A 21,726-nucleotide genomic window follows, 5' to 3' on the forward strand; every position below is an offset into this window, starting at 1 on the left:
GATTGGAGAGAGATGATGTCGAGAGGGAATGAAAAAGGGAGAGATGAGTTTCGCACCAGGCTGGGATTTATCGTGGCCTGCATCGGATCTGCGGTAGGCATGGGAAACATCTGGATGTTTCCATATCGAACCGGCAAATTTGGCGGCGCGGCATTCTTAATCCCGTATTTTATATTTGTAATCCTGCTGGGATTTTCCGGCGTGATCGGGGAGATGGCGTTTGGCAGGAGCATGAAGACAGGGCCTTTGGGGGCCTTTTCCAATGTGATGGGGATGCGATTTGGAGAAAAGGGAAAGAAGTGGGGGAAGGCCATCGGGATGATACCGGTGATTGGCTCCCTTGGCATTGCCATTGGGTATTCTGTCGTGGTGGGGTGGTTTTTAAAGTATCTAAGCAGCGCGGTTACCGGAAGCCTGACGAAGATCGAAGATATGGGGGCCTATTTTGGAGGGCTGGCGGTAGATTTTGGAAGCGTGGGATGGCAGATGCTGGGCCTGGCGCTTACCTTCCTGGTCATGGCCTTAGGAGTAACGAAGGGAATCGAGAAGATGAACAAGGTTATGATGCCCGTATTCTTCTTGTTCTTCATTATCCTTCTGTTTCGGGTGGCAACTTTGCCGGGCGCGGCGGAAGGGTACCGCTATATGTTCGTACCCAAATGGGAGCAGCTGGGGGATATCAAGACCTGGGTATATGCCCTGGGACAGGCCTTCTTCTCCCTGTCGCTGGCAGGATCCGGCACGATTGTGTATGGAAGTTACTTAAAGAAAGATGTGGACGTCGTCAGCTGCGCGAAGAACGTGGCCTTCTTTGATACCTGTGCCGCGCTTCTGGCGGGCGTGGTGGTGATACCGGCAGTATTTGCGTTCGGACTGGATGTTGCCAGCGGCCCTCCGCTGATGTTCATTTCCCTTCCGGCAGTGTTCCAGCAGATGCCATTTGGCGAGGTGTTTGCCGTAATCTTCTTCGTGGCTGTGCTCTTTGCGGCTCTGACTTCGCTGATGAACCTGTTCGAGACTTCTATCGAGGCGTTGCAGCAGCAAGTCAAACTGTCCCGGAAGGCAGCGGTGGCCATTGTTGCGGCAGTATCCGCGGGAGTGGGTGTCTTCATTGAGAGCGGGGACTCCGTAGGCGCGTGGATGGATGCGGTATCGATCTACATCATTCCGCTTGGCGCGCTTCTTGCGGGAATCATCTTCTACTGGGTATGTCCGAAGGGATTTGCGAGAGAGCAGGTGGAGACCGGGGCGAAAAAGCCTCTGGGAAAATGGTTCGAGCCGGTGACGAAGTATGTATTCGTAGGGATTACCCTGGTGGTGTATGTGCTTGGAATTTTCTTTGGAGGAATCGGATAGAGCAAGAAATGCAATATCCTGCGGCAGATTGCCCTTAGGGCATGCCGCAGGATATTTTTTATATATGGAAATCATCTAAACGCTGTTATTTTATATGGCTCTTATGCTCGAGGAGTTTATGATGAATTTTCGGATGTTGACATTATGATTCTTCTTAATCTGGATGAGATGGAACTTAAGAAATATCGACAGCAGTTGTCAGAGATAACATTTGACTTTAATATGGAGCATGATATAGATATTAAGCCGATCGCAAAAAGCAAGGAACTATTTTTAAAATGGCAGGAGTCTTATCCATTTTATAAAAATGTTAGTCGAGAAGGGGTGACGCTATATCGTGCAGCATGTTTATAATACCGGAAAAAAGAAGATTTAAAATCGGCGAAAGCACTGTTTGAAATTCCTGAATACAGAGGAGCCAATAATAGAGCATATTATGCAATATATTATATCGGCAATCCATGTATTGGATGAGGTGGACTGTAATCGACATAATGATACAATAGTCAATTTTATATAAAAACAGAATATCAAAATGTAAAAAGTAACCATCAATTGATTCCGGTAGTTTTTCTTGGATGACAAAAGAGAAGATTAAACAGATGCTCTAAATTGCGAATAAGCTTTCTGATCCCTGCATAGATTGTAAAAAACAAACTATGCAGGGGTTATTGATATGAAGGATTATATTGAGGAGAGGGCAGTAGAAATAGCATATTATATCATTGAGCACAAAGCCACTGTAAGGCAGACAGCCAAGGCGTTCGGAGTTAGCAAGTCTACCATACATAAGGACGTAACGGAACGCTTATTGAAGATTAATCCGTCTCTTGCTGCCGAGGCACGCAAGGTGTTGGACATGAATAAGTCGGAACGGCACATCCGAGGAGGCATGGCTACCAGAGAGAAGTATCTGCATCAGCATGGGCAGGATGCAGTCGGAACGAGTATCTGAGAAGGAGTGGGAGATTGCGCAAATCTCCTTCTTTTTTTCTGCCCTGCTATAAGCACGGAAGAAGCAATGCCAGGAAAAAATTTGTCCGCAGGCGGTCAATATGTTAAAATGTAGGGACTACTATTGGTGATAGCGATACTACAGGAGGAAAAGACTTGAGGGACAAGATAAGATTCCTGTCTGCGGCATTGGCAGCAATGCTGGCGGTATCCCTGGCGGCGGCCGGCATTGGCGGCTGCGGGAAGGAAGAAAAGATAAAGCAGAATGAGGAGCAGCAGATAGAACTATGGTATTACTGGGATATGGCTTACCAGCAGAAAGTGCTGGGGGATCTGATTGATGAATTCAACCATTCCCAGGATGATATAGAGGTGACCACCAGATATATACCGGACGCGGATTTTAAGAAGGAACTTGCGCTTAGCATGTATGAGGGAACCATGCCGGATATTGCGCTGGTAGATTCGGCAGACTTCCAATTCTTCCAGCATACGCAGTCCTTTGCGGATCTGACGGATGAGATCGAAGGGCTTGAGGACTATCTGCCGGAGGCATTGGCGCCATGCGAGGAAGGAGGGCGGATCAAAGGGCTTCCATTTGGAGTGAACTGTGTCGCCTTATTTTATAATGAAGAAATGCTGGCAAAGCGCGGATTAAATCCGCCGGCTACGTGGCAGGAATTCTACGATACGGCAAAGGCGCTGACAGCAGATGGAGTCTATGGGTATGCCCAGCCGGCCCTGGAGAGTGAAGAGAGCATGTATTCATTCCTTCCGGTACTGTGGTCTATGGGCGGGGATGTGGACTGCCTGAACTCCCGGGAGAGCGCCTATGCATTCCAACTGTTCCGGGATCTTACCGAAGATGGCGTCGTAAGCCGGCAGAGCATCAGCCTGACCCATAAGGATCTTGCCCAGCAGTTCGCAAAAGGCAATATTGCCATGATGATCGGCAATCCTATGCAGGTGGAGTATATCCGCAAGATCAATCCCAATCTTGCGTTTGATGTTACGGATATCCCGTCCATTTCCGATAAGGTGACGGTTCTCGGGGGAGAGATCTTCGGAGTGACGGACGGCAAAGGAAAGGACGCGGCAATCGAATTCCTGAATTATATAAGCGACATGGACAGGATGGCCGGGTATATGGATGATTTGGGCTATATGGCGGCCAGAAAGGACATTTTAGATGGACAGTTTCAGGAAGACGCGGTTCTGCATAAGTTCATCGGAATGCTTTCCTGCGCAAGAACCAGAGAATTTACCTATCAATGGCCGGATATTACGAGAACGGTAGTGTCTGCCCTTGAGCATTCTATTATCGGCGAGGAAGATGAGCGCATAATATTAGAGGAAGCGGCGGATAGCATACAGAAGATCAGGGAGGGTGGACAATGAGAAGAGAGATGACGCTTAGAAGACGCCTGCTGCCGATCTTCATACTGGCTACCGGAATCCCCATCGTCCTGTTTGCCCTGATATCCCAATACAGGCTGCGCAGCAGCCTGAACGAGAATATACAGATGCAGATTGACAACAATCTGAACCGGGCGGACCAGAGCCTGGATATGATATTGGATAAGTACGATACGCTTTTGTATGACTTGTGCACGGATGATGAGATAATTGGAATCGTGGAAGATATCAATCAGAAGAAGGATACCCTGGAAGTAAACAGCAGCAGGATACGCCATGAATTAAGCCATATCTGTAACCGAAATGACGGCATAGAGGGAATTACCATTATTACAGAGGAAAATCAGGTCATCTTTTATGACAGGCTATCAGCCTCCTCCGTAAGCAGCAGCTGGGCGGACAAGATAAGGGCGCCTGAGGTAGTAAAGGGGGCCTTGTACCGGGGGGTGGGACAGCCTATAGAGTCGGGGAATGATAAGGTCTATATGTTCCAGATCATCCGGGAATTCGTAGACTACCGGGATATCCATAAGTCCATAGGAACCGTGATTCTAAGCATTAATACGGATGTGCTGGAGCCGGTTCTGGATGCTGGGCAGAACGCCGACATCTACCTGCTTCAGAAGGGGAAGATCATAGCAGCGTACGAGGAAGATAAATGTGGAAAGAAATTGGATGCGGCGAAGGACGAAGAATTCCGCTACACCAGGAAAATGAATGAAATGAGTGGATTTACGATCTGTAATGCCCAGTCCCTGAGGCTATATCACCAGACTTTAAAGGAGCAGATCCTGTTCTGGATATTCATAGCAGTAGGCGCAATCCTACTACTGATGGCGCTGACGTATTCTTTGACCAGGCCGTACCTTAAGGAGATCGACCAGATAGCAGATGCCATGAGCCAGGCGGAACAGGGAAACTTCCAGGCACGGGTACCTGTTACCGAGAATATGACGGTAGAGGTGCGCAAGATTAGTTCGGGATTCAATGAAATGGTGGGCCATATTGACAGCCTGATCAATCAGGTCAAAGAGGCGGTGGTTGAGCAGAAAAACGCGGAACTATCCGCGCTGGAAGCCCAGATAGATCCGCATTTCCTCTATAATACGCTGGATACCATCAACTGGAAGGCCATTGAACTGGGAGAATTCGAAATCAGCGAAATGTTAGGAGCCCTGGCGGATATCTTAAGATATACGGTTAAGAATGCAGGGGCAGAGACTTCGATTGAACAGGAACTGCACTGGCTTGCAATGTACATCCTGCTACAGAAGGCGAAACTTGGAAGAGAACTCCAGGTAGAAGTAAAGGTGCCGGAAGAACTATACGGATACAGAATCCACAAACTGCTTCTGCAGCCATTTGTAGAGAATGCGATCCGGCATGGCCTGAAGCAGAAAGAAGGCGAACTGAAACTGGGGATTACCATGAGATCGGCAGGAGGCCAGATGCACATCATCGTAAAGGACAATGGCCGCGGAATTCCGGAAGACGTCTTACAGAGGCTTAATGACAGCGAAAATGAAGCAGATGAAAAAGATTCTGGAGAGCACATGGGAATCGTCAACGTGAGAAAGCGCCTGAACCTATATTATGGAGATCAGGCGGACCTATATTTTGAGAGCGCGCTGGGCAAGTACACGAAGGTGCATCTGTTTATCCCTGTAGTCAGCCCTCATAGGCAGGCAGACGAAGAAGGCAGAAAGGAGGAGGGCCAATGAGAATTGCGGTAATAGAAGATGAAGCGCCGATCCGGGAAGGCATGAGCAAGATTCTGAAGAAGATTAACGAGAATTATGAACTGGTAGGAAAGGCAGAAAACGGCAAAAAAGGGCTGGAACTGATCCGCAAAGAGAAGCCGGACCTGGTAATCCTGGATATCCGCATGCCGGATATGGACGGGCTTACCATGCTCTCCATTGTGCGGGAGGAAGGCATAGAGTGCAAGGCTATCGTCCTGAGCGCCTATTCGGATTTTGCATATGCGCAGAGGGCCATTGAACTGGGAATCGAGAACTATCTGCTGAAGCCGATCAAGATTGCGGAACTTAAGAAGGCCCTGGAACAGGCAGAGGTGAATATTTCCAAAGAACAGAGCAAGGAGCAGCTGTTCAGCCTGGAATATATCTTTCTGAACGCCATAACAGGCCAGCTGGATGAAGACGGGAAACTGGCTGACATGATTACCGAGCGGTATGGAATCAGGGGGGACGAGCAGATTGCCATATTTGGCATTGGATTAAGCGATAATTATGACCGCTACCATGAGATGGTTCGCCGGACCATGGAAGAAGTAGGTATTCACAGCAATGAATTCCATTTCTACGTTATCGAATTCCAGGAAAAGGGCTCGATTGTCGTCATTCTGTACCAGTTGGAAGACCAGGATAAAATAAAAGAATATTTTAAAAAGACGGTGGTTCCGATGCTTGGAAGCCAGATACCCGGACGGCTCAGCTGCGCCTGGGGGAACTGCCGGGGACTCTTGAATATAAGGAAAGCGATTCTGGAGATGGACAGCGTGCTGGAGTGGAACCTTTTCTTTGACAGAGGGACGCTGATCAGCAAGAGGCTGATTGACGCGACCCAGACCTATCCGATCAAGTACCCTATTGACATCGAGGTGCAGACGAAGGAGGCGGTGGCGGATAGCGACCGGAAAGAGTTCTTAAGCAGTCTGCGCCGCTTCCGGGAATACTGCAGGGAGGGAGCGTGCACGCCCCAGGATATGAAAGAAGCATGCAGCCGCTATATGATGAGCCTGCTGCACGTGGCAAAGGAATCAGGGAAACTGGAGTCATCCGTGTCTATGCAGAATATGATTACGTCCATATCCGACGCAATATTCTGGCAGGATATTGAAGAAGCATTTCTTACATTTTTTGAAAATCTGTCCTTGAAAAACATCGGGGAAGATGGCGTAAGCCTGCTGGTCCAGAAGGCCATACAGCATATCCAGGAGTACTATAACCAGGGAATCACCTTGGAGGAAGTGGCTGCCAAGCTGCATGTGTCCGAAGAATACCTAAGCACCCAGTTTAAGAAGCAGACCGGCAGGACATTTACCGAGACGATCCGTAAATACCGCATTGAAAATGTAAAGGAATTGCTGTTAAAGTCAACGCTTAAGCTCAATCAGATCGCGGATATGGTTGGGTACTCTGATCCCAAGTATATGAGCAAAGTGTTCAAGGATGAAGTAGGGATGCTTCCGGCAGAGTACCGGAAGAAGAACAGTTAAGGACAAAAACAGGCAAAATTCGGAAAAAACCGTTAAAAATTTCTACTTTTTTAAAAAATTTCCACCTTGGAGGGATGGGAGATTATGCTAAGATGTTCATAACGAAAAAGGAGAGATTGTTATGAGCAAAAGAATCGTTGTATTTCAAAATCCAAGCGATATATTAGAATTTGTAAGAAAGGTCGAAAAATATCCTTATGACATGGACATGAAGCGCGGCCGTTATATCGTCGACGCGAAATCTCTGCTGGGACTCATGAATCTCGGTTTTCAAAATGAGATTGAGTTGAAAGTCTATGAAGAAGAATGTGATGACCTCTGGAAGGATATAGAAAAATATGTCGCTGCATAAGCAAAGTGATGCTTGTGTAATGAAACTCCCTGTCGTATAATTTACGATGAGGAGTTTTTATTATGGAGAAGAAAATGAAAAAAAGAGTTGACAGAAGCAGCTACTTATTCGACAATAAGGCGCTGCTTGCATTAATTATTCCGTTGGTCATCGAGCAGCTTCTTGCAGTACTTGTTGGCATGGCGGATTCTATTATGATTGCGAGCGTGGGCGAGGCAGCCGTCTCCGGCGTATCGCTGGTAGATCAGATCATGGTCCTGCTGATCAATGTATTTGCCGCCCTTGCAACCGGCGGCGCGGTGGTGGCCGGACAGTATCTGGGACAGAAGAATCAAAAGGAAGCCTGTAAGTCAGCCACCCAGCTGGTATGGTTCATTACCCTGTGCTCGGTTGTGATTACCTTGCTGGTCTATGCGGGAAAATACTTCATCCTGCACGGGATCTTCGGAAAGATCGAGGCCGACGTAATGGGGCATGCCAATACCTACCTGATGATCGTGACGGCATCTATCCCGTTCATGGCCCTGTATAATGGAGGCGCGGCGATCTTCCGTGCCATGGGCAATTCCAAGGTGTCCATGCAAGTATCCATCATCATGAATATCATCAATGTTGGCGGAAACGCGATCCTGATCTACGGATTCCACAGAGGGACGGAAGGCGTGGCCATTCCCACCCTGGTGTCCAGGATGGTGGCAGCGGTTATCATCATTGCCCTGTTGTGCAATCCGAACCAGCTTCTACATATCGAGCGCACCTTCCGCTATAAGTTCAACTGGCAGATGGTAAAGAAGATCCTGAGCATCGGCGTGCCAAACGGCCTGGAGAACAGCATGTTCCAATTGGGCAAGATCCTGGTTTTAAGCCTGGTATCCACATTTGGAACTTACGCTATCGCGGCAAATGCGGTGGGCAACGCCATCGCCCTATTCCAGATACTTCCCGGAATGGCAATATCCCTGGCAGTTACTACGGTGATCGCAAGATGCGTAGGGGCAGGAGACTACGAACAGGTGAAATATTACAACCGGAAACTGATGGTGATCACCTATGTATGCATGGCGGCGACCGTGTTCTTCATATTCTCCATCCTTCCGCTGATCATCAAGGCTTATAATCTGTCAGACGTGACAGCCAGTGCAACCGAGCAGATCATCCATTTCCATGGAATCAGCGCAATCCTGATCTGGCCCATATCCTTTACGCTGCCGGCTACCTTCCGTGCGTCGGGAGATGCCAAGGCATGCATGTACATATCCATACTGTCCATGTGGATCTTCAGAATCGCATTCAGTTACGTGCTGGGTAAATACATGGGATTGGGCGTGTTCGGCGTATGGGTGGCAATGGTCATCGACTGGGTATTCCGGGCGCTGTGCTTTGTGATCCGGTATTTCAAAGGTACCTGGCGCAAAAGCGTGATTGTGTAAAATCAAAAGAAGTCCCTTGTCAACAGGGGGCTTCTATCATATAATAGAACCTGATTTTGAGAGACATTTACCCGATTTGGACACAATAGGTACGAGATTGACAAAATAGGAGGAATTCTTGTGAAGAGAGAATTAGTAATCGTCATTGATTTTGGAGGGCAGTATAACCAGCTGGTAGCAAGACGTGTCAGAGAATGCAACGTATACTGCGAGATCTATTCCTACAAGACAGACCTGGAGAAGATCAAAGAAATGAATCCCAAGGGAATCATCCTGACCGGAGGACCCAACAGTTGCTACGAGGCGGATTCGCCCACATATAAGAAAGAATTATTCGAACTTGGCATACCAGTCCTCGGACTGTGCTACGGCGCCCAGCTGATGATGCACATACTGGGCGGCAAGGTAGAAAGCGCCGACGTCAGGGAATATGGCAAGACAGAAGTCATCATAGATAAAACCCAGTCGCCAATCTTTGAAGGCGTGTCGTCCCCAACCATCTGCTGGATGAGCCATTTTGACTACATCTCTAAGGTGGCGCCGGGATTCGAAATCACTGCCCACACGGCAGACTGCCCGGTGGCAGCGGCCGAGAATCCGGAGCAGAAATTATACGCGATCCAGTACCATCCGGAAGTGCTCCATACTGCAGAAGGCACGAAGATGCTGTCCAACTTCGTGCTTGGCGTATGCGGCTGCGCCGGAGACTGGAGGATGGATTCCTTCGTGGAAGAATCCATCAGGCAGATCCGGGAGAAAGTCGGCAAAGGCAAAGTATTGTGCGCCCTGTCCGGCGGCGTAGACTCCTCCGTGGCAGCAGTCCTGCTGTCCAAGGCTGTAGGAGATCAGCTGACCTGCGTATTCGTAGATCACGGGCTTCTCCGTAAAAATGAAGGAGACGAAGTAGAGGCTGCCTTCGGACCAGAAGGAGCTTATGACCTGAACTTCATCCGTGTCAACGCCCAGCAGCGTTTCTACGAGAAACTGGCAGGAGTTTCAGAGCCGGAGGCAAAACGTAAAATCATCGGGGAAGAATTCATCCGCGTATTCGAAGAAGAAGCCAAGAAGATCGGCGCGGTAGACTTCCTGGTGCAGGGAACCATCTACCCGGACGTGGTAGAAAGCGGGCTTGGCGGAGAATCCGCAGTCATCAAGTCCCACCACAACGTGGGAGGCCTGCCGGACTGTGTAGACTTCAAAGAAATCATCGAGCCCCTGCGCGACCTGTTCAAAGACGAAGTAAGGAAAGCCGGACTGGAACTTGGCATCCCTAAGCACCTGGTATTCCGCCAGCCGTTCCCCGGCCCGGGACTTGGCATCCGCATTGTCGGAGAAGTGACGGAAGAAAAGGTTAAGATGGTTCAAAACGCAGACGCAATCTACCGGGAAGAAATCGCTAATGCCGGATTGGATAAAAGCGTCGGCCAGTACTTCGCCGCGCTTACGAATATGCGAAGCGTCGGCGTCATGGGGGATGAGAGGACCTATGATTACGCGGTGGCCCTCAGAGCGGTGAACACCATAGACTTCATGACGGCGGAAGCCGCGGAGATCCCGTGGGAAGTGCTGCATAAGGTGACCAGCCGGATTGTGAATGAAGTAGATCATGTGAATCGAGTGATGTATGATATTACCTCTAAGCCGCCTGGGACGATTGAGTTTGAATAAAAAAATGGAGCTCGGAAATCCAGCATTTATGCGGGTTTCCGGGCTCTTTGTATGTGGGGTGAGTACAGAATGAGTACAAAATATATAATCAGTGAAATAATTGCTGTAATGCTGTTCCCAGTCTTTGCTCAAAAGAAGTATAGTCGTTGTAATCAATGACTAGTTGACATATAGCTTTTCTGAACTCGATTTTTTTGCCACCGTTATTAACATATTCATCAGATAGTATACTAAATAAGTTCTTTCCGTTAGTAAAATATTCGGTATCATTTTTAATAGGCTTATTTTGTTCGGCATCATGCTTTTTCTTTGTATTTATGTTTTCTCTATACTGTGCCTCAAACCAATTTGGTTCTGTTTGGAATTTAAATAAACGATCTCTGATTTTTCTCATTAATTCATAATTATGCATATCAAAAAGTTGAACTTTTAAATATTTTTCAAGACTTTCGATAGGAAGAAAGAGAATATTATTGTTTGGTATGCGTGACCATAATTTATCTTCATCTATTTTTTTTCTTACTATGTCTTGAACATCCCCATCAATGATGCTGATAATATGGGATGATTCAGTGAGAATTCTATCGGTAATAAAATTCTCATGCAAATCTAATGTGTTATCATAGCCACCAACAGGCAAAACTTGAATACGTTTGTTTTCATCAAGATTTATTTTGTGAATGAAATTATTTACAAGATACTCTGCCAGATCATCTTCTACAAGGATGATTACATCATAACCATTATGAGAATATATGTCACGTGTTATATATGCTGGGTAACATGGCGTTTCACAAACAATAGTATCATCATTAATCTGCTTTAAATAAAACAGATTATCAATAGGAAGTGCATGTATTATTTCGAGAGAATGTGTTGAAAAATATGTAGCAACGTTGTATCTATGAGATATGTTTTTCATAAATTCAACTAATCTCTTAATTGCCGATGGATGTAAAGCGAGTTCAATTTCATCAATAAGTATCAAATTTAATTTCTCACTATTATTAGTGCGCACTAATAAATTATTGAGTAGGTGTAGTAGATTTATTAATAAAAATTCACCAGTACTTAAATCAAAATGACTTAATAAGTGATTATTGGTTTCCAGAAAATATGGTACACCACGATACTGGTATATCTGCTCAGCTTTATTACGGTCTATTCGGAATAATTTTTCGTAGTAGTTTTTATTATTATGTAAAATTAGTCCTAAATTTTCCCTGACAAAATCATCAGCCGGGAGCAAATAGTGACGGTTGACACGTTGCAGCTTTTTATATGTCTTATATGAAGATGTATTTGAAAAGCGAGTACCTTTTGTGATACTACCCTCTTGAAAACCTCGCAAATTTAAAGTGGGAGATGTTGAGCAAGTCCATCTACCGTTTGTTTGGGGTTGCCACTTTTCAGTGTTTTCATCTATTGTAAAAGATATGAATGAATCATCTGTGTAATCAAACGGTCTTAACATAGAGAAATTGATTGGGCGTACTAATCGTGGAGCAATAGAGGATAATACAGTACTTTTACCAATTCCATTAATTCCTGTAATTGCGTATACATCTGGTTTAAGTGGCATATCTATCTCAAGGGAGGATATACCTTTGATGTTGTTTATTTCTACATGTAATTTTTTATTCATAATTTTTCCTCCATTTAGAAACAGAGTGCCATTTGGCTTTTCTGTAATTCCAATTCTACTTTTTCTTTTGTTTCAGTAATTTCATCAATAGCTGCCTGTGTAGCTTCATTTGGATTATCACCAGCGGATTTCAAAGCACTCTGGTAGAGGTAATTCATCTTTTCCCATTTCAACAAGTCATTAAATACCTTATAACTTCTGATATTCAACAAAGCATCTTGTAAAGACAGCGTATGTGTTTTTCCTCTGACAGTATATCCGATTTCAAGATAAGAGGAAAGAACCGGATTCAAACGAATGGATACGGTGTTATCCTTTAACAGTTTATCTTCCCCACGCTCTCCGCTAATCTGTAGGATACTGGAATTACAAAGCACCATAAGTATGCCCATCAGATCACCGACTGTTTCCAAACGAAGTCCGGCAGTATCACTGCCATTTAAAGCATTATAACTGACACCGAGTGCGGCTGCAATCTTCTCTAACTGAGGAGGTTGTGGCTGCATTTTATTTGTTTCGTATTTTCGGATGGACACCGGATGGATGCCGGTCAGTTCAGCCAATTTATCTTGCGTGATTCCGATTTGTTTACGGCAGTATTTGATTTTTTCTCCTACGGTCATTTTTATCGCCCTCCATGTATCGAGATGGCTACATTATATCACGTATGAAAAAAATTTTCTACAGGCATTTCAAAACACTTGACAATAGCGATATCGCTACATATAATAAAAATATAAAATGTAGCGATTGCGCTACATAAAGAAAAGGAGGAATTTCATATGGAACAGAACAACAAGATTTATATTACTGCAAATGAACTCGCAGAAATGTTGGGTGTTTCCGTGGGTCATGCTTATAAGCTGATTCGTAAGCTAAATCAGGAATTGGAAAAAGAAGGATTTCTGGTGATTGCAGGCAAAGTTCCCAGACGTTATTTTGAAAAACGCTGGTATGGTTACAGCGCGTAGGAGGTGTTTTGAATGAGAGCGGAAAAAGACAAGAAAACAGGAAAATGGTTGATTCAGTATCGTTATACGGATTGGCAGGGCAAGCGCCGGAAATCTACAAAAAGAGGTTTTGCTACCAAACTAGAGGCAGAGGAATGGCTGCGAAATTTCCTTATTACGCAGAATGCGGACTTTGATATGAAGTTTGAGGAATTCTGGAAAATGTATTGTGCAGATATGGAGACTCGTCTGCGGGAGCATACCATGAGAACAAAAAAGTATATTGTGGAATTGAAAATTCTTCCGTATTTCGGGAAGAAGCGGGTAAATGATATTACAGCAGCGGACATACGGCAATGGCAGAATGAGTTGATTAAAAAGGGGTATTCACCTACTTACCTGAAAACAATTAATAACCAGTTGAGTGCAATATTTAATTATGCGGTTCGATATTACGATTTGAAAAGTAATCCCTGTGTAAAGGCTGGAAGCATGGGAAAGAGCAAAGCCGAAGAAATGGATTTCTGGACAGGAGAGGAATTTAGGAAGTTTATCGACAGTATTATGAACAAAAGGCTTTCTTATATGGCATTTATGACTTTGTACTGGACGGGGATGCGTTTGGGAGAACTGCTGGCTTTGACTCCAAAAGATGTTGACCTGGAAAAACGAACGATTTCTATCACAAAATCTTATCAGCGCCTTGGCAGGAAAGATGTGATTACTCCGCCAAAGACACCGAAGAGCAAGAGAGTGATTACCATTCCGGAGTTTCTAGCTGCAGACATCAAGGATTATATGGATAGCTTATATGATTTGCAGGAGGATGACAGGCTGTTTCCCATTACAAAATATTATCTCGAGCATGAAATGCAGCGAGGAATTAAAGAAAGTGGTGTAAAGCGGATACGGTTGCACGATTTGAGACATTCACACGCAAGTCTACTGATTGAGCTTGGATTTTCACCATTGGAAATTGCAAATCGGCTGGGACATGAAAAAGTGGAAACCACATTGAATACCTACGCACATCTTTATCCAAACAAGCAGGCGAAACTGGCTGATCGGCTGGACAGTGAATATAGGGAGGATTTGTAATGAGTGGATTAGATAAAAACAGAAAACGAAACCAGACAGTTTGCTTTCGGATGACACCGGAAGAGCGCAGGGAATTAGAAGCCCGTATTACAGTGAGCGGACTGCCAAAAGGAAAGTATTTTATTCAGTCGGTACTTCATCAGGAAATAAAGATTGCGGTTGGTAAATATCAGAGTGATCGGTTAAGTCTTGAGATACGGAGATTGTGGGAGCGTCTGGATCATTTGGAAACAGAGAATTTGTATGAGTTACTGGCAGACTGTCAGGCATTAATGAAACAGGTAATTGAAATCACGGGAAAAGATTGTTCAGCCAAATGGACAGCAAGTGATTTTAAAACAGAGATAATGGAAGATGAAAAATAAAAACCTTTAAGTGTCGGCAAACACCTAAAGGCGGAGACTTGGTAGAAAATCCAAATCAATTACTAAAGTCATTCTACCAAAGTCTCCATTATCTTTCAACAGAAAATGGAGGTAATTTTGGATAACAGAAGAAACGAACCGAATTTAAAATTGATAAATATGGAACAGGTTGAGGTGGAAAAAATAGACTGGCTGATTTATCCGTTTATTCCCTTTGGGAAGGTTACGATTGTGCAGGGGGATCCGGGTGAGGGCAAGACCACAATGGTGCTTCAGATTATCGCAAAGCTGACGAAAGGAGAGTCTGTATTATCGGGCAGTGATGAACCTATTTTAGAGGGTAAAACAATGGCTCTGGATCCGGTAAATGTGATTTATCAGACTGCAGAGGATGGATTGGGTGATACCATCAAGCCACGACTTCTTGCGGCTGGAGCAGATTGTTCCAGAGTAATGGTGATTGATGATAACGATCAGGCATTGACTATGATGGATGTCAGACTGGAAGAAGCCATTATACAGACAAAAGCACGACTTGTAGTTTTAGATCCGATACAGGGATTTCTGGGGGCTGATGTAGATATGCATAGGGCAAATGAAATCCGTCCGCTTATGAAACGTGTAGCGATACTTGCTGAAAAATATCATTGTGCGATTATTCTGATTGGCCATATGAATAAAAACAGCAATGGAAAATCATCATATCGTGGACTTGGCTCTATTGATTTTCAGGCAGCAGCCAGAAGTGTTCTAATTGTTGGCAGAATCAAGGATGAACCAGAAATCCGTGTTGTCTGTCACGTGAAAAGTTCCCTTGCACCAGAAGGAAAATCCATTGCATTCCGTTTGGATAAAGATAAAGGGTTTGAATGGATTGGAGAATATGATATCAGCGCAGATGATTTGTTAAGCGGAGATAATCGTGGGCAGAAAATCCATGCAGCAAAAGAGTTCCTGAAGGAAATACTGGTATCTGGTTCGATGGCACAGACAAAAGTGGCAGAAGAAGCGGAAAGCAGAGGAATTAAAAAGAAAACACTGTGGAATGCGAAGAAGGAACTGGAGATTGATTCTGTGAAGATAGGGAGTCAATGGTTCTGGATGTTGCCGGAATAATATTGGGAAGATGGCAAGATTACCATTTCTTTAAGAACAGGGAATCTTGCTATCTTGAAAGGAGACATGGATGAAAAATGTACAAATATCGCAAGAACTATTTATGAAACTACTCCGATATCATTTGCTTGATGATGACAGCTGCACCGACGAGGTGAAAAAAGGTTTGGAACAGAAAATGAATGCTATGGTGGAGCGTGAATTATATACGAAATCAAAAACTGCCCAAACGGAGGAAGAACGGGAAAAAGCCCGGCAGGAGTATTTGGACAAGCGAGGGATACAGAAGGACTTCAGATGGTAGTTCTTTCCTGATTACCATTCTGACAGGGGCGTGACACGCTCCTGTATAGATGGCGGACAAGAGAAAATGCAGATGTGAGGACGGAGGTTTTTAGGATGGCAGTGGAAAGGGAGCTCTGACTTAGGGCATCCTCTGCAGGACATTTCATCCCGACCGTAGGGAGGAATAGCCCCGCAGGGCGCAAGGGCAACTTTTGATGGACGGAACGGCTGTCGAAAGTGCTTTTGCGTTACTTTTGACAAAAGTAACAAAACTGCCCTAACGGGCATGAATACAATTTATGTGCCGTATCCGGCACTATTTAAAGAATGTGAGGTGAAAAATAGGATGATGAAAAGAACAGTCAGTGGTATGACCGGAGCTGGTTCTCTTGCCCATAACAGAAGGGATTTTATTGCAGAGAATGTTAATCCGGACAGAGTACACCTGAACATCTGTTACCGGGATGAAAACCTGAAGGATGTTTACAAAGAACTGTTTGATGAAGCGGTAGAACGATATAATGTCGGGAAAAGAAATGACCGGAAGATTACGAATTATTATGATAAAATTCAGCATGGAAAGCAGGAGAAGTTGTTTCATGAAGTAATCTTTCAGATTGGAAATAGTAAAGATATGGCTGCCGGAACACCAGAGGGAGAGCTTGCAGTCAAGATCCTGGATGAATATATGCAGGAATTCCAGAAACGCAATCCAACACTTCGGGTATTTTGCTGTTATCTGCATCAGGACGAAGCTACCCCACATCTACATATTGATTTTGTACCTTATGTGACCGGATGGAAGGGAAAAGGAATGGATACAAGAGTTTCACTGAAACAGGCATTAAAAAGTCTTGGATTTCAAGGTGGAGCTAAACATGATACAGAATTGAATCAATGGATCAATCATGAAAAAGAAATTCTATCAGAGATTATGGAGCGACATGAAATTGAGTGGGAACAGAAAGGAACCCATGAAGAACATCTGGATGTGTATAATTTTAAGAAAAAGGAACGTGCAAAAGAAGTAAAAGAGCTGGAACAGAAAATAGAAAGTTTGACAGCAGATGTTGAAGCAGCAGAATCAGATATAAAGGTGCTTAAGCAGGAAAAAGTTGATATAGAAAAAGCCAGAGATCAGGTCAGTGAAAGTAAGGAACAGACGAAAAAAGAACTTGAGCATATGGAGAAGCAACAGAATCAGTTGAAACTAATTATGAATAATATTGATAAGGAATTGAAAAATTCTGGACAAATCAAATTGGTGTTACCGGAAGCCGGAACACTGGAACTTGCGTCTACATATCGAAACAAAAAAATCAAACCACTGTTTACTAAGATGAAAAATTATATTGCAGGATTAGCTGCGAAAGTGATAGAAATTACCAGAGAAGCGGAAAAATGGAGAGATAAATATTATCAGTTGAAGAAAGATTATGATGATCTGGAAAAAGACGTTGATGAGGTAGCGGATTTGTGTGATCAGTTGTCTGATGACGTGAATAAGCTGGAGATAATATCAGATAAGTATAACAGAGCGTTGCGGATATTTGGAAGGGATACCATAGAGTCAGCAATCTGGAAAGATATTCAGAGAGAAAAAGCACTGGAAGAACAAAAACGAAAAGAGCAGATGCCGAGAAAAATAATTGACAGGCTGCAATGGGGCAGGGAAAGAAGTCAGGAGTACAATATGCAGCAGAAGAAAAATAAAACTAAACGCAGAGGAATGGAGTTGTGAGAATATGAGAAATATTTGTATTATGGGAATGACGGATTAAGTTATATGTTGCATAGAAATTATTATTTGAGTGGTTTGGTTCTTATCAAAAAATTGTACACAATGAGTATAGGATTCTGTGGAAGGTTATTTTGGTGGTGAAGTTGGAGTAAAGAAATAGTCAGTTGATAAAAAACAAATGAAAAGAGTATTGGTTCCTTGAGGTATAATGATTTCGACGAAAAAAACAAAAACCGAAAGGAGTACCAATACTCATGGACATTATAACATTAATTCAGGTTCTTGTCAGCGGATTACTCAATGCTCAGGAGGAGTTTTTAGAACATTTGGATCAGTTCTCAACCTTTGAGGAGACTGTGAACAGACTGACAGACCAGGTCGCAGCAGATTTTATAGGACTGACTTTGACAGCTGCTGATACCTTGATCCGAGAAAGTGGGAAGCGTAAAGCTGGCTATACTGTACAGAGAAGCAGAAACCGGACTCTGATCTCAGGAGTAGGCGATATTACATTCACCCATACTCTATATAAAGATTCGGAGGGGAAAATACGGTGTCTGCTGGATGAACTACTCCATCTCCCAAACCGGGAACGGTTTACTCCTGTAGCCGAAGCAAAAGTACTGAACGAGGCGGAAGTACATTCCTATCAGCATGCAGCAGACTCAATCCAGACAAAAGGACAGACAATCACGAAGACAACGGTAATGAATAAAGTGCATTCCATCGAAAAAGAGTTACCCCCGATGGAAGAAACCCATGTAGAAAAGAAAGCCTGTGAGTATCTTTACATCGAAGTCGATGAAGATCATATCCACCGGCAGAAAGACGGAAAAGAGCAGGGATGTTTTATGGGAAAACTGATCTATCTTTTTGAGGGAAAAGAAGAAGTCTGCAAAGGCAGGCAGAAATTGATCTCTCCATTCTATTTTGGAGGGCTTTATACGGGAACAGATCAGAATGCATCCCTATGGGAAAAGGTGGATTTTTATATCCGACAGCACTATGATTATGATGTTTTAAAGTGCGTTTATATCAACAGTGACGGGGCAGGCTGGATCAGGGCGGCGGACAATTATGTCGGGAAAAGCAAGCTTGTGGCAGACCGGTTTCATCTGATGAAATATATCAACCGGGTAGCGCGATATACCCTGGATGAGGAAACGATTACAAAAGAGCGGTTTTATAAATATATTTACAAAAATAAGCTTCTGGCGGCCAAAAAACTTCTGACACGGATCCAAAATCAATGTGAGGGAAGTTACCGTGCAGTAGAGGAATGCCGAAAGTATCTGGTGGGGAACTGGGAGTATATTCAGCGAGCATTCCATGACAAGCACGTACTGGGCTGCAGTGCAGAGGGGCATGTGAGCAGCGTGTATTCGGAACGTATGAGTTCCAGACCGATGGGATGGAGCGAAACGGGAACAGACAGGATGTGTAAACTGAGATGTTTTATCCGGAACTATGGTCGGGAAAAAGTAATCGATCTGGTGAACTATCGAAGGGAGAAGGAATTGTATGCAGTCGCGGCAACAGGTACAGACGGGATGATTGAAGAATGTCAGCGGAAACGGTATACGAAGAAGCAAAGAGAAGTTCAGAGGTACGCAGAGACACTGCACGTAACTCTTTCTAAGAGTTCAACAGTACGGAAGATTCTTGCAATCAGGGAACAAATCGGGAATATCTAAACTTGAAATAACGAAATGTAGGTTGTATGATTGAGAAAATAAGTCTATGATCATTTTTCTTTAGGGAAAGTCTTTTTCATTTCAACTGACAATTCGTTTACTTCATCGGTGGTGAATATAAGAATGGTGTTTGGAATGGGAGTGTGATAAAATAAGAAAGAAATCAATTGGTAATTATCGTAACTTTATGGAATAGTGATAGAAAGATTTTTTGGGGGAGGGGGGTCTATGAAATTTGAATACATACCTAAGATTCGTGCGCAAGAATCGTTTGGATATATCGATTTTCCAGATAAGTTCTACAGATTTATAGATGAATTTAACATTGTAGGTGTTAGATGGTTACAACCTACAACCATCAGTGCATCTTATTTTTTGAGAGTACTTCAGGAGGGTTCATCAGCAAAGGCACGTGGATATGGAAGAGGTAATAACAAAGAGAATGATGAATTATCGATTCAAATGCAGGATTTTTATCACCCCCTTCTGGATCATGGTGCTTTATGGAAAGTGAAAAATGACAATGTGATATGTACTGCAATGCCATATGGTGATAGGGAATCTATCACTGATGGGTTTTATAGAATGGTTAATATGTTCCATTATCCGGAAACAATGAAGATGGAGTTTTTAGATGATAAATATCGATTTCGGATTAACGGTGATCATATGATTGCCATCTATTGTGATTCATCACAAGAGAATTTTAACCCGAATTGCTCAGATAAGGAATTACGTAGAAAAGCAATCCAGCATTCTGCTCAGGGATTCTTACGTTATCAAACAACAACTGGTTCATATGTTCGTGATCGTTATGTGAGCGAGTATGCCAAAAGGCGTGCACACGGAATTTGTCAGTTATGTGATAAGCCGGCTCCCTTTTCTGATTGTGATGGAAATCCATTTCTTGAAACACATCATATTATTTGGCTTGCTGATGGAGGAGCAGATTCGATAGAAAATACCGTAGCACTTTGTCCAAATTGTCATAGGAAAATGCATACTTTAAATCTTAGTGAAGATGTTGAAAAACTTCTAAAGATTGCTACAATAGCAGATTAGTCATGCTTGGAATAAAAGTAAAAAATTATAAAAAAGTACAATTCCAGTTAATGAACTGAAAATTGGGAATTATGAGGTGAATTTATGCATTTTGGATTTTCCTATATTGGCTTGATTTTTCTTATCATGTTAATGGTTCCGAATTTGTTTTGGACGAAGAATCAGCCCAAAGACTATGAAAAATATGTACATAATGAAAGCAAAATCTTGCTGTTATTTGAGAGAGTTGGCGAAGTTTTAGTGACTTGTTTGTTGCTGATTTTCAAAGATTTTAACATTCAAGGCATTTCTGCATGGATGATTTGGCTGATTACGGCATTTGTGTTGATGATTATGTATGAATTATACTGGATACGGTATTTTAAAAGCGAAAAGACGATGAAAGATTTTTACAGCAGTTTAATGGGTATTCCTGTTGCAGGTGCTACTCTTCCGGTTGTTGCGTGCGGTTTGATTGCTATATATGGACGGAATCCAATTTTATTTGTGGCTGCAATAATATTGGGTGTAGGGCATATCGGCATTCACTTAAATCATAAAAAAGAGTTATAAATTCTGGTTATGATAAGAAATTTATAAAAGTGTCTCATTGCATAGAATAGGAAAAATGTATATCCTTGGATCAGTAGGTGGCGGATATGGCTAATGAAGATAAGAAGGATTTTAATGCAATGTTGCATGATAATAAAGATATGCCAAAGTTCCAGATAATTACGGATGAAAAGAGCATTGAGAAATATGGTGGAAACAGGATGTATTTTGCACCACCCATTGATTATGATGAAGTGATGAAAAAAATTCCATATGGCAAAGTGATTACAGTTGGAAAGATAAGAGAATTTTTTGCGAAAGAGAATGGTGCAGATTTTACGGAACCTATAACTGCCGGAATTTTTGTATCTATTGCTGCATGGGCAAGCCACCAGAGATTGGAAGATAAAACGTCTTACTGGAGAACACTGAAAGCAAATGGTGAATTGAATGAAAAGTATCCAGGCGGTACCCGGAAACAAAAAGAAAAACTGGAAGCAGAGGGTCATATCATCATTTAAAAAGGGCGAAAAAGTATCAGGTATTACGTTAAAGATTACGAGGATTTTCTGTTTGAAATGGATTAATCTGTACCAGACACGCAATGTCCGGTCGAAAATCAGGTGATTCTCGGTTTATGTCGTGGGGGTTTTCTGAAATAATTGGTAAGTTGTAAGTGAAAGAGAGGTAGAAACATGGACACAAAAAAGATCGGAGCTTTTTTGAAACAATGCCGTAAGGAAAATAATCTTACACAAGAACAGCTTGCAGAAAAATTTGGCGTATCGGCAAGAACCGTTTCCAGATGGTAGACAGGATCAA

21 protein-coding genes and 1 pseudogene are annotated in these 21,726 nt (G+C 43.4%); 20 read left to right on the forward strand and 2 right to left on the reverse strand.

Annotation, left to right across the window (positions count from 1 at the left end; translation table 11 throughout):
- The first annotated feature begins 15 nt into the window (after positions 1-15).
- From HDCHBGLK_RS07340 to guaA, 9 genes are all read left to right on the forward strand, one after another.
- The gene (locus HDCHBGLK_RS07340) at positions 16-1,356 is read left to right on the forward strand and encodes a sodium-dependent transporter (RefSeq protein ID WP_082210559.1); all 1,341 of its coding nucleotides are present in this window, start codon (positions 16-18) and stop codon (positions 1,354-1,356) included.
- Between the two features lie 15 nt (positions 1,357-1,371).
- A complete protein-coding gene (locus HDCHBGLK_RS07345) occupies positions 1,372-1,710 on the forward strand; it encodes a nucleotidyltransferase domain-containing protein (protein ID WP_167738464.1) in 339 nt (112 codons plus the stop codon).
- A gap of 322 nt (positions 1,711-2,032) precedes the next feature.
- Positions 2,033-2,311 (forward strand): sporulation transcriptional regulator SpoIIID, encoded by a 279-nt coding sequence (gene spoIIID / locus HDCHBGLK_RS07355; protein ID WP_004607837.1) that lies wholly within the window; start codon positions 2,033-2,035, stop codon positions 2,309-2,311.
- Between the two features lie 155 nt (positions 2,312-2,466).
- A complete protein-coding gene (locus HDCHBGLK_RS07360) occupies positions 2,467-3,708 on the forward strand; it encodes an ABC transporter substrate-binding protein (RefSeq protein WP_130574573.1) in 1,242 nt (413 codons plus the stop codon).
- A complete protein-coding gene (locus HDCHBGLK_RS07365) occupies positions 3,705-5,447 on the forward strand; it encodes a sensor histidine kinase (protein ID WP_004607835.1) in 1,743 nt (580 codons plus the stop codon). The genes HDCHBGLK_RS07360 and HDCHBGLK_RS07365 overlap by 4 nt, the downstream gene beginning before the upstream one ends.
- Positions 5,444-6,967: a response regulator transcription factor gene (locus HDCHBGLK_RS07370; RefSeq protein WP_004607834.1), complete on the forward strand. Its 1,524-nt coding sequence runs from the start codon at positions 5,444-5,446 to the stop codon at positions 6,965-6,967. Before HDCHBGLK_RS07365 ends, HDCHBGLK_RS07370 begins: the two co-directional genes overlap by 4 nt.
- A gap of 121 nt (positions 6,968-7,088) precedes the next feature.
- Positions 7,089-7,319 carry an HPr family phosphocarrier protein gene (locus tag HDCHBGLK_RS07375; RefSeq protein ID WP_004607833.1) on the forward strand — a complete coding sequence of 77 codons (231 nt, stop codon included), beginning with the start codon at positions 7,089-7,091 and terminating at the stop codon, positions 7,317-7,319.
- Between the two features lie 62 nt (positions 7,320-7,381).
- Entirely contained in the window at positions 7,382-8,749 is a 1,368-nt protein-coding gene (locus HDCHBGLK_RS07380) for an MATE family efflux transporter (protein WP_004607832.1), read from the forward strand.
- A gap of 120 nt (positions 8,750-8,869) precedes the next feature.
- Positions 8,870-10,417, forward strand: a complete 1,548-nt coding sequence (gene guaA, locus HDCHBGLK_RS07385) for a glutamine-hydrolyzing GMP synthase (RefSeq protein ID WP_004607831.1) — start codon at positions 8,870-8,872, stop codon at positions 10,415-10,417.
- An 88-nt stretch (positions 10,418-10,505) separates the two neighbouring features.
- Here the strand turns inward: guaA and HDCHBGLK_RS07390 are convergent, their stop codons facing one another.
- Entirely contained in the window at positions 10,506-12,062 is a 1,557-nt protein-coding gene (locus HDCHBGLK_RS07390; protein ID WP_004607830.1) for an ATP-dependent nuclease, read from the reverse strand.
- Positions 12,063-12,076: 14 nt separating this feature from the next.
- Complete coding sequence (locus tag HDCHBGLK_RS07395; protein WP_004607829.1) at positions 12,077-12,685, reverse strand: helix-turn-helix domain-containing protein; 609 nt, start codon at positions 12,683-12,685, stop codon at positions 12,077-12,079.
- A 159-nt stretch (positions 12,686-12,844) separates the two neighbouring features.
- On the opposite strand from HDCHBGLK_RS07395, the gene HDCHBGLK_RS07400 reads away from it, so the two are divergent.
- The 11 genes and pseudogenes from HDCHBGLK_RS07400 (at position 12,845) to HDCHBGLK_RS19315 (ending at position 21,716) form a co-directional block, all read left to right on the forward strand.
- On the forward strand, positions 12,845-13,033 hold the full coding sequence (locus HDCHBGLK_RS07400) for a helix-turn-helix transcriptional regulator (protein ID WP_004607828.1): 189 nt from the start codon (positions 12,845-12,847) through the stop codon (positions 13,031-13,033).
- A 12-nt stretch (positions 13,034-13,045) separates the two neighbouring features.
- Positions 13,046-14,110 carry a site-specific integrase gene (locus HDCHBGLK_RS07405; RefSeq protein ID WP_004607827.1) on the forward strand — a complete coding sequence of 355 codons (1,065 nt, stop codon included), beginning with the start codon at positions 13,046-13,048 and terminating at the stop codon, positions 14,108-14,110.
- Positions 14,110-14,475 carry a plasmid mobilization protein gene (locus tag HDCHBGLK_RS07410; protein ID WP_004607826.1) on the forward strand — a complete coding sequence of 122 codons (366 nt, stop codon included), beginning with the start codon at positions 14,110-14,112 and terminating at the stop codon, positions 14,473-14,475. The genes HDCHBGLK_RS07405 and HDCHBGLK_RS07410 overlap by 1 nt, the downstream gene beginning before the upstream one ends.
- Before the next feature lie 105 nt (positions 14,476-14,580).
- A complete protein-coding gene (locus HDCHBGLK_RS07415) occupies positions 14,581-15,591 on the forward strand; it encodes an AAA family ATPase (RefSeq protein ID WP_004607825.1) in 1,011 nt (336 codons plus the stop codon).
- A gap of 70 nt (positions 15,592-15,661) precedes the next feature.
- Positions 15,662-15,895 (forward strand): hypothetical protein, encoded by a 234-nt coding sequence (locus HDCHBGLK_RS07420; RefSeq protein ID WP_004607824.1) that lies wholly within the window; start codon positions 15,662-15,664, stop codon positions 15,893-15,895.
- Positions 15,896-16,222: 327 nt separating this feature from the next.
- Positions 16,223-17,617 carry a plasmid recombination protein gene (locus HDCHBGLK_RS07425; protein ID WP_039909886.1) on the forward strand — a complete coding sequence of 465 codons (1,395 nt, stop codon included), beginning with the start codon at positions 16,223-16,225 and terminating at the stop codon, positions 17,615-17,617.
- Between the two features lie 254 nt (positions 17,618-17,871).
- Positions 17,872-19,311, forward strand: coding sequence for an ISLre2 family transposase (locus HDCHBGLK_RS07430; protein WP_004607821.1), 1,440 nt, complete (start codon positions 17,872-17,874; stop codon positions 19,309-19,311).
- A 228-nt stretch (positions 19,312-19,539) separates the two neighbouring features.
- Positions 19,540-20,373 (forward strand): HNH endonuclease, encoded by an 834-nt coding sequence (locus HDCHBGLK_RS07435; protein ID WP_004607820.1) that lies wholly within the window; start codon positions 19,540-19,542, stop codon positions 20,371-20,373.
- An 84-nt stretch (positions 20,374-20,457) separates the two neighbouring features.
- Positions 20,458-20,925, forward strand: a complete 468-nt coding sequence (locus HDCHBGLK_RS07440) for a hypothetical protein (protein WP_004607819.1) — start codon at positions 20,458-20,460, stop codon at positions 20,923-20,925.
- Positions 20,926-21,011: 86 nt separating this feature from the next.
- Positions 21,012-21,491, forward strand: a pseudogene (locus tag HDCHBGLK_RS07445) (MGMT family protein).
- Between the two features lie 108 nt (positions 21,492-21,599).
- The gene (locus tag HDCHBGLK_RS19315; protein WP_039909883.1) at positions 21,600-21,716 is read left to right on the forward strand and encodes a helix-turn-helix domain-containing protein; all 117 of its coding nucleotides are present in this window, start codon (positions 21,600-21,602) and stop codon (positions 21,714-21,716) included.
- Positions 21,717-21,726 lie beyond the last annotated feature (10 nt).

It is taken from the genome of [Clostridium] scindens ATCC 35704 (assembly GCF_004295125.1).
Lineage (GTDB): Bacteria > Bacillota > Clostridia > Lachnospirales > Lachnospiraceae > Clostridium_AP > Clostridium_AP scindens.

What these genes read in the sequence shown, in the direction of transcription:
- HDCHBGLK_RS07435 (WP_004607820.1), top strand. Translation starts at nt 19,540, where the DNA reads ATGAAATTTGAATACATACCTAAGATTCGTGCGCAAGAATCGTTTGGA.
- HDCHBGLK_RS07340 (WP_082210559.1), top strand. Translation starts at nt 16, where the DNA reads ATGTCGAGAGGGAATGAAAAAGGGAGAGATGAGTTTCGCACCAGGCTG.
- HDCHBGLK_RS07415 (WP_004607825.1), top strand. Translation starts at nt 14,581, where the DNA reads ATGGAGGTAATTTTGGATAACAGAAGAAACGAACCGAATTTAAAATTG.
- HDCHBGLK_RS07380 (WP_004607832.1), top strand. Translation starts at nt 7,382, where the DNA reads ATGGAGAAGAAAATGAAAAAAAGAGTTGACAGAAGCAGCTACTTATTC.
- HDCHBGLK_RS07375 (WP_004607833.1), top strand. Translation starts at nt 7,089, where the DNA reads ATGAGCAAAAGAATCGTTGTATTTCAAAATCCAAGCGATATATTAGAA.
- HDCHBGLK_RS07440 (WP_004607819.1), top strand. Translation starts at nt 20,458, where the DNA reads ATGCATTTTGGATTTTCCTATATTGGCTTGATTTTTCTTATCATGTTA.
- spoIIID (WP_004607837.1), top strand. Translation starts at nt 2,033, where the DNA reads ATGAAGGATTATATTGAGGAGAGGGCAGTAGAAATAGCATATTATATC.
- HDCHBGLK_RS07405 (WP_004607827.1), top strand. Translation starts at nt 13,046, where the DNA reads ATGAGAGCGGAAAAAGACAAGAAAACAGGAAAATGGTTGATTCAGTAT.
- HDCHBGLK_RS07400 (WP_004607828.1), top strand. Translation starts at nt 12,845, where the DNA reads ATGGAACAGAACAACAAGATTTATATTACTGCAAATGAACTCGCAGAA.
- HDCHBGLK_RS07425 (WP_039909886.1), top strand. Translation starts at nt 16,223, where the DNA reads ATGATGAAAAGAACAGTCAGTGGTATGACCGGAGCTGGTTCTCTTGCC.
- HDCHBGLK_RS07410 (WP_004607826.1), top strand. Translation starts at nt 14,110, where the DNA reads ATGAGTGGATTAGATAAAAACAGAAAACGAAACCAGACAGTTTGCTTT.
- HDCHBGLK_RS07430 (WP_004607821.1), top strand. Translation starts at nt 17,872, where the DNA reads ATGGACATTATAACATTAATTCAGGTTCTTGTCAGCGGATTACTCAAT.
- HDCHBGLK_RS07420 (WP_004607824.1), top strand. Translation starts at nt 15,662, where the DNA reads ATGAAAAATGTACAAATATCGCAAGAACTATTTATGAAACTACTCCGA.
- HDCHBGLK_RS07390 (WP_004607830.1), bottom strand. Translation starts at nt 12,062, where the DNA reads ATGAATAAAAAATTACATGTAGAAATAAACAACATCAAAGGTATATCC.
- HDCHBGLK_RS19315 (WP_039909883.1), top strand. Translation starts at nt 21,600, where the DNA reads ATGGACACAAAAAAGATCGGAGCTTTTTTGAAACAATGCCGTAAGGAA.
- HDCHBGLK_RS07365 (WP_004607835.1), top strand. Translation starts at nt 3,705, where the DNA reads ATGAGAAGAGAGATGACGCTTAGAAGACGCCTGCTGCCGATCTTCATA.
- HDCHBGLK_RS07370 (WP_004607834.1), top strand. Translation starts at nt 5,444, where the DNA reads ATGAGAATTGCGGTAATAGAAGATGAAGCGCCGATCCGGGAAGGCATG.
- HDCHBGLK_RS07395 (WP_004607829.1), bottom strand. Translation starts at nt 12,685, where the DNA reads ATGACCGTAGGAGAAAAAATCAAATACTGCCGTAAACAAATCGGAATC.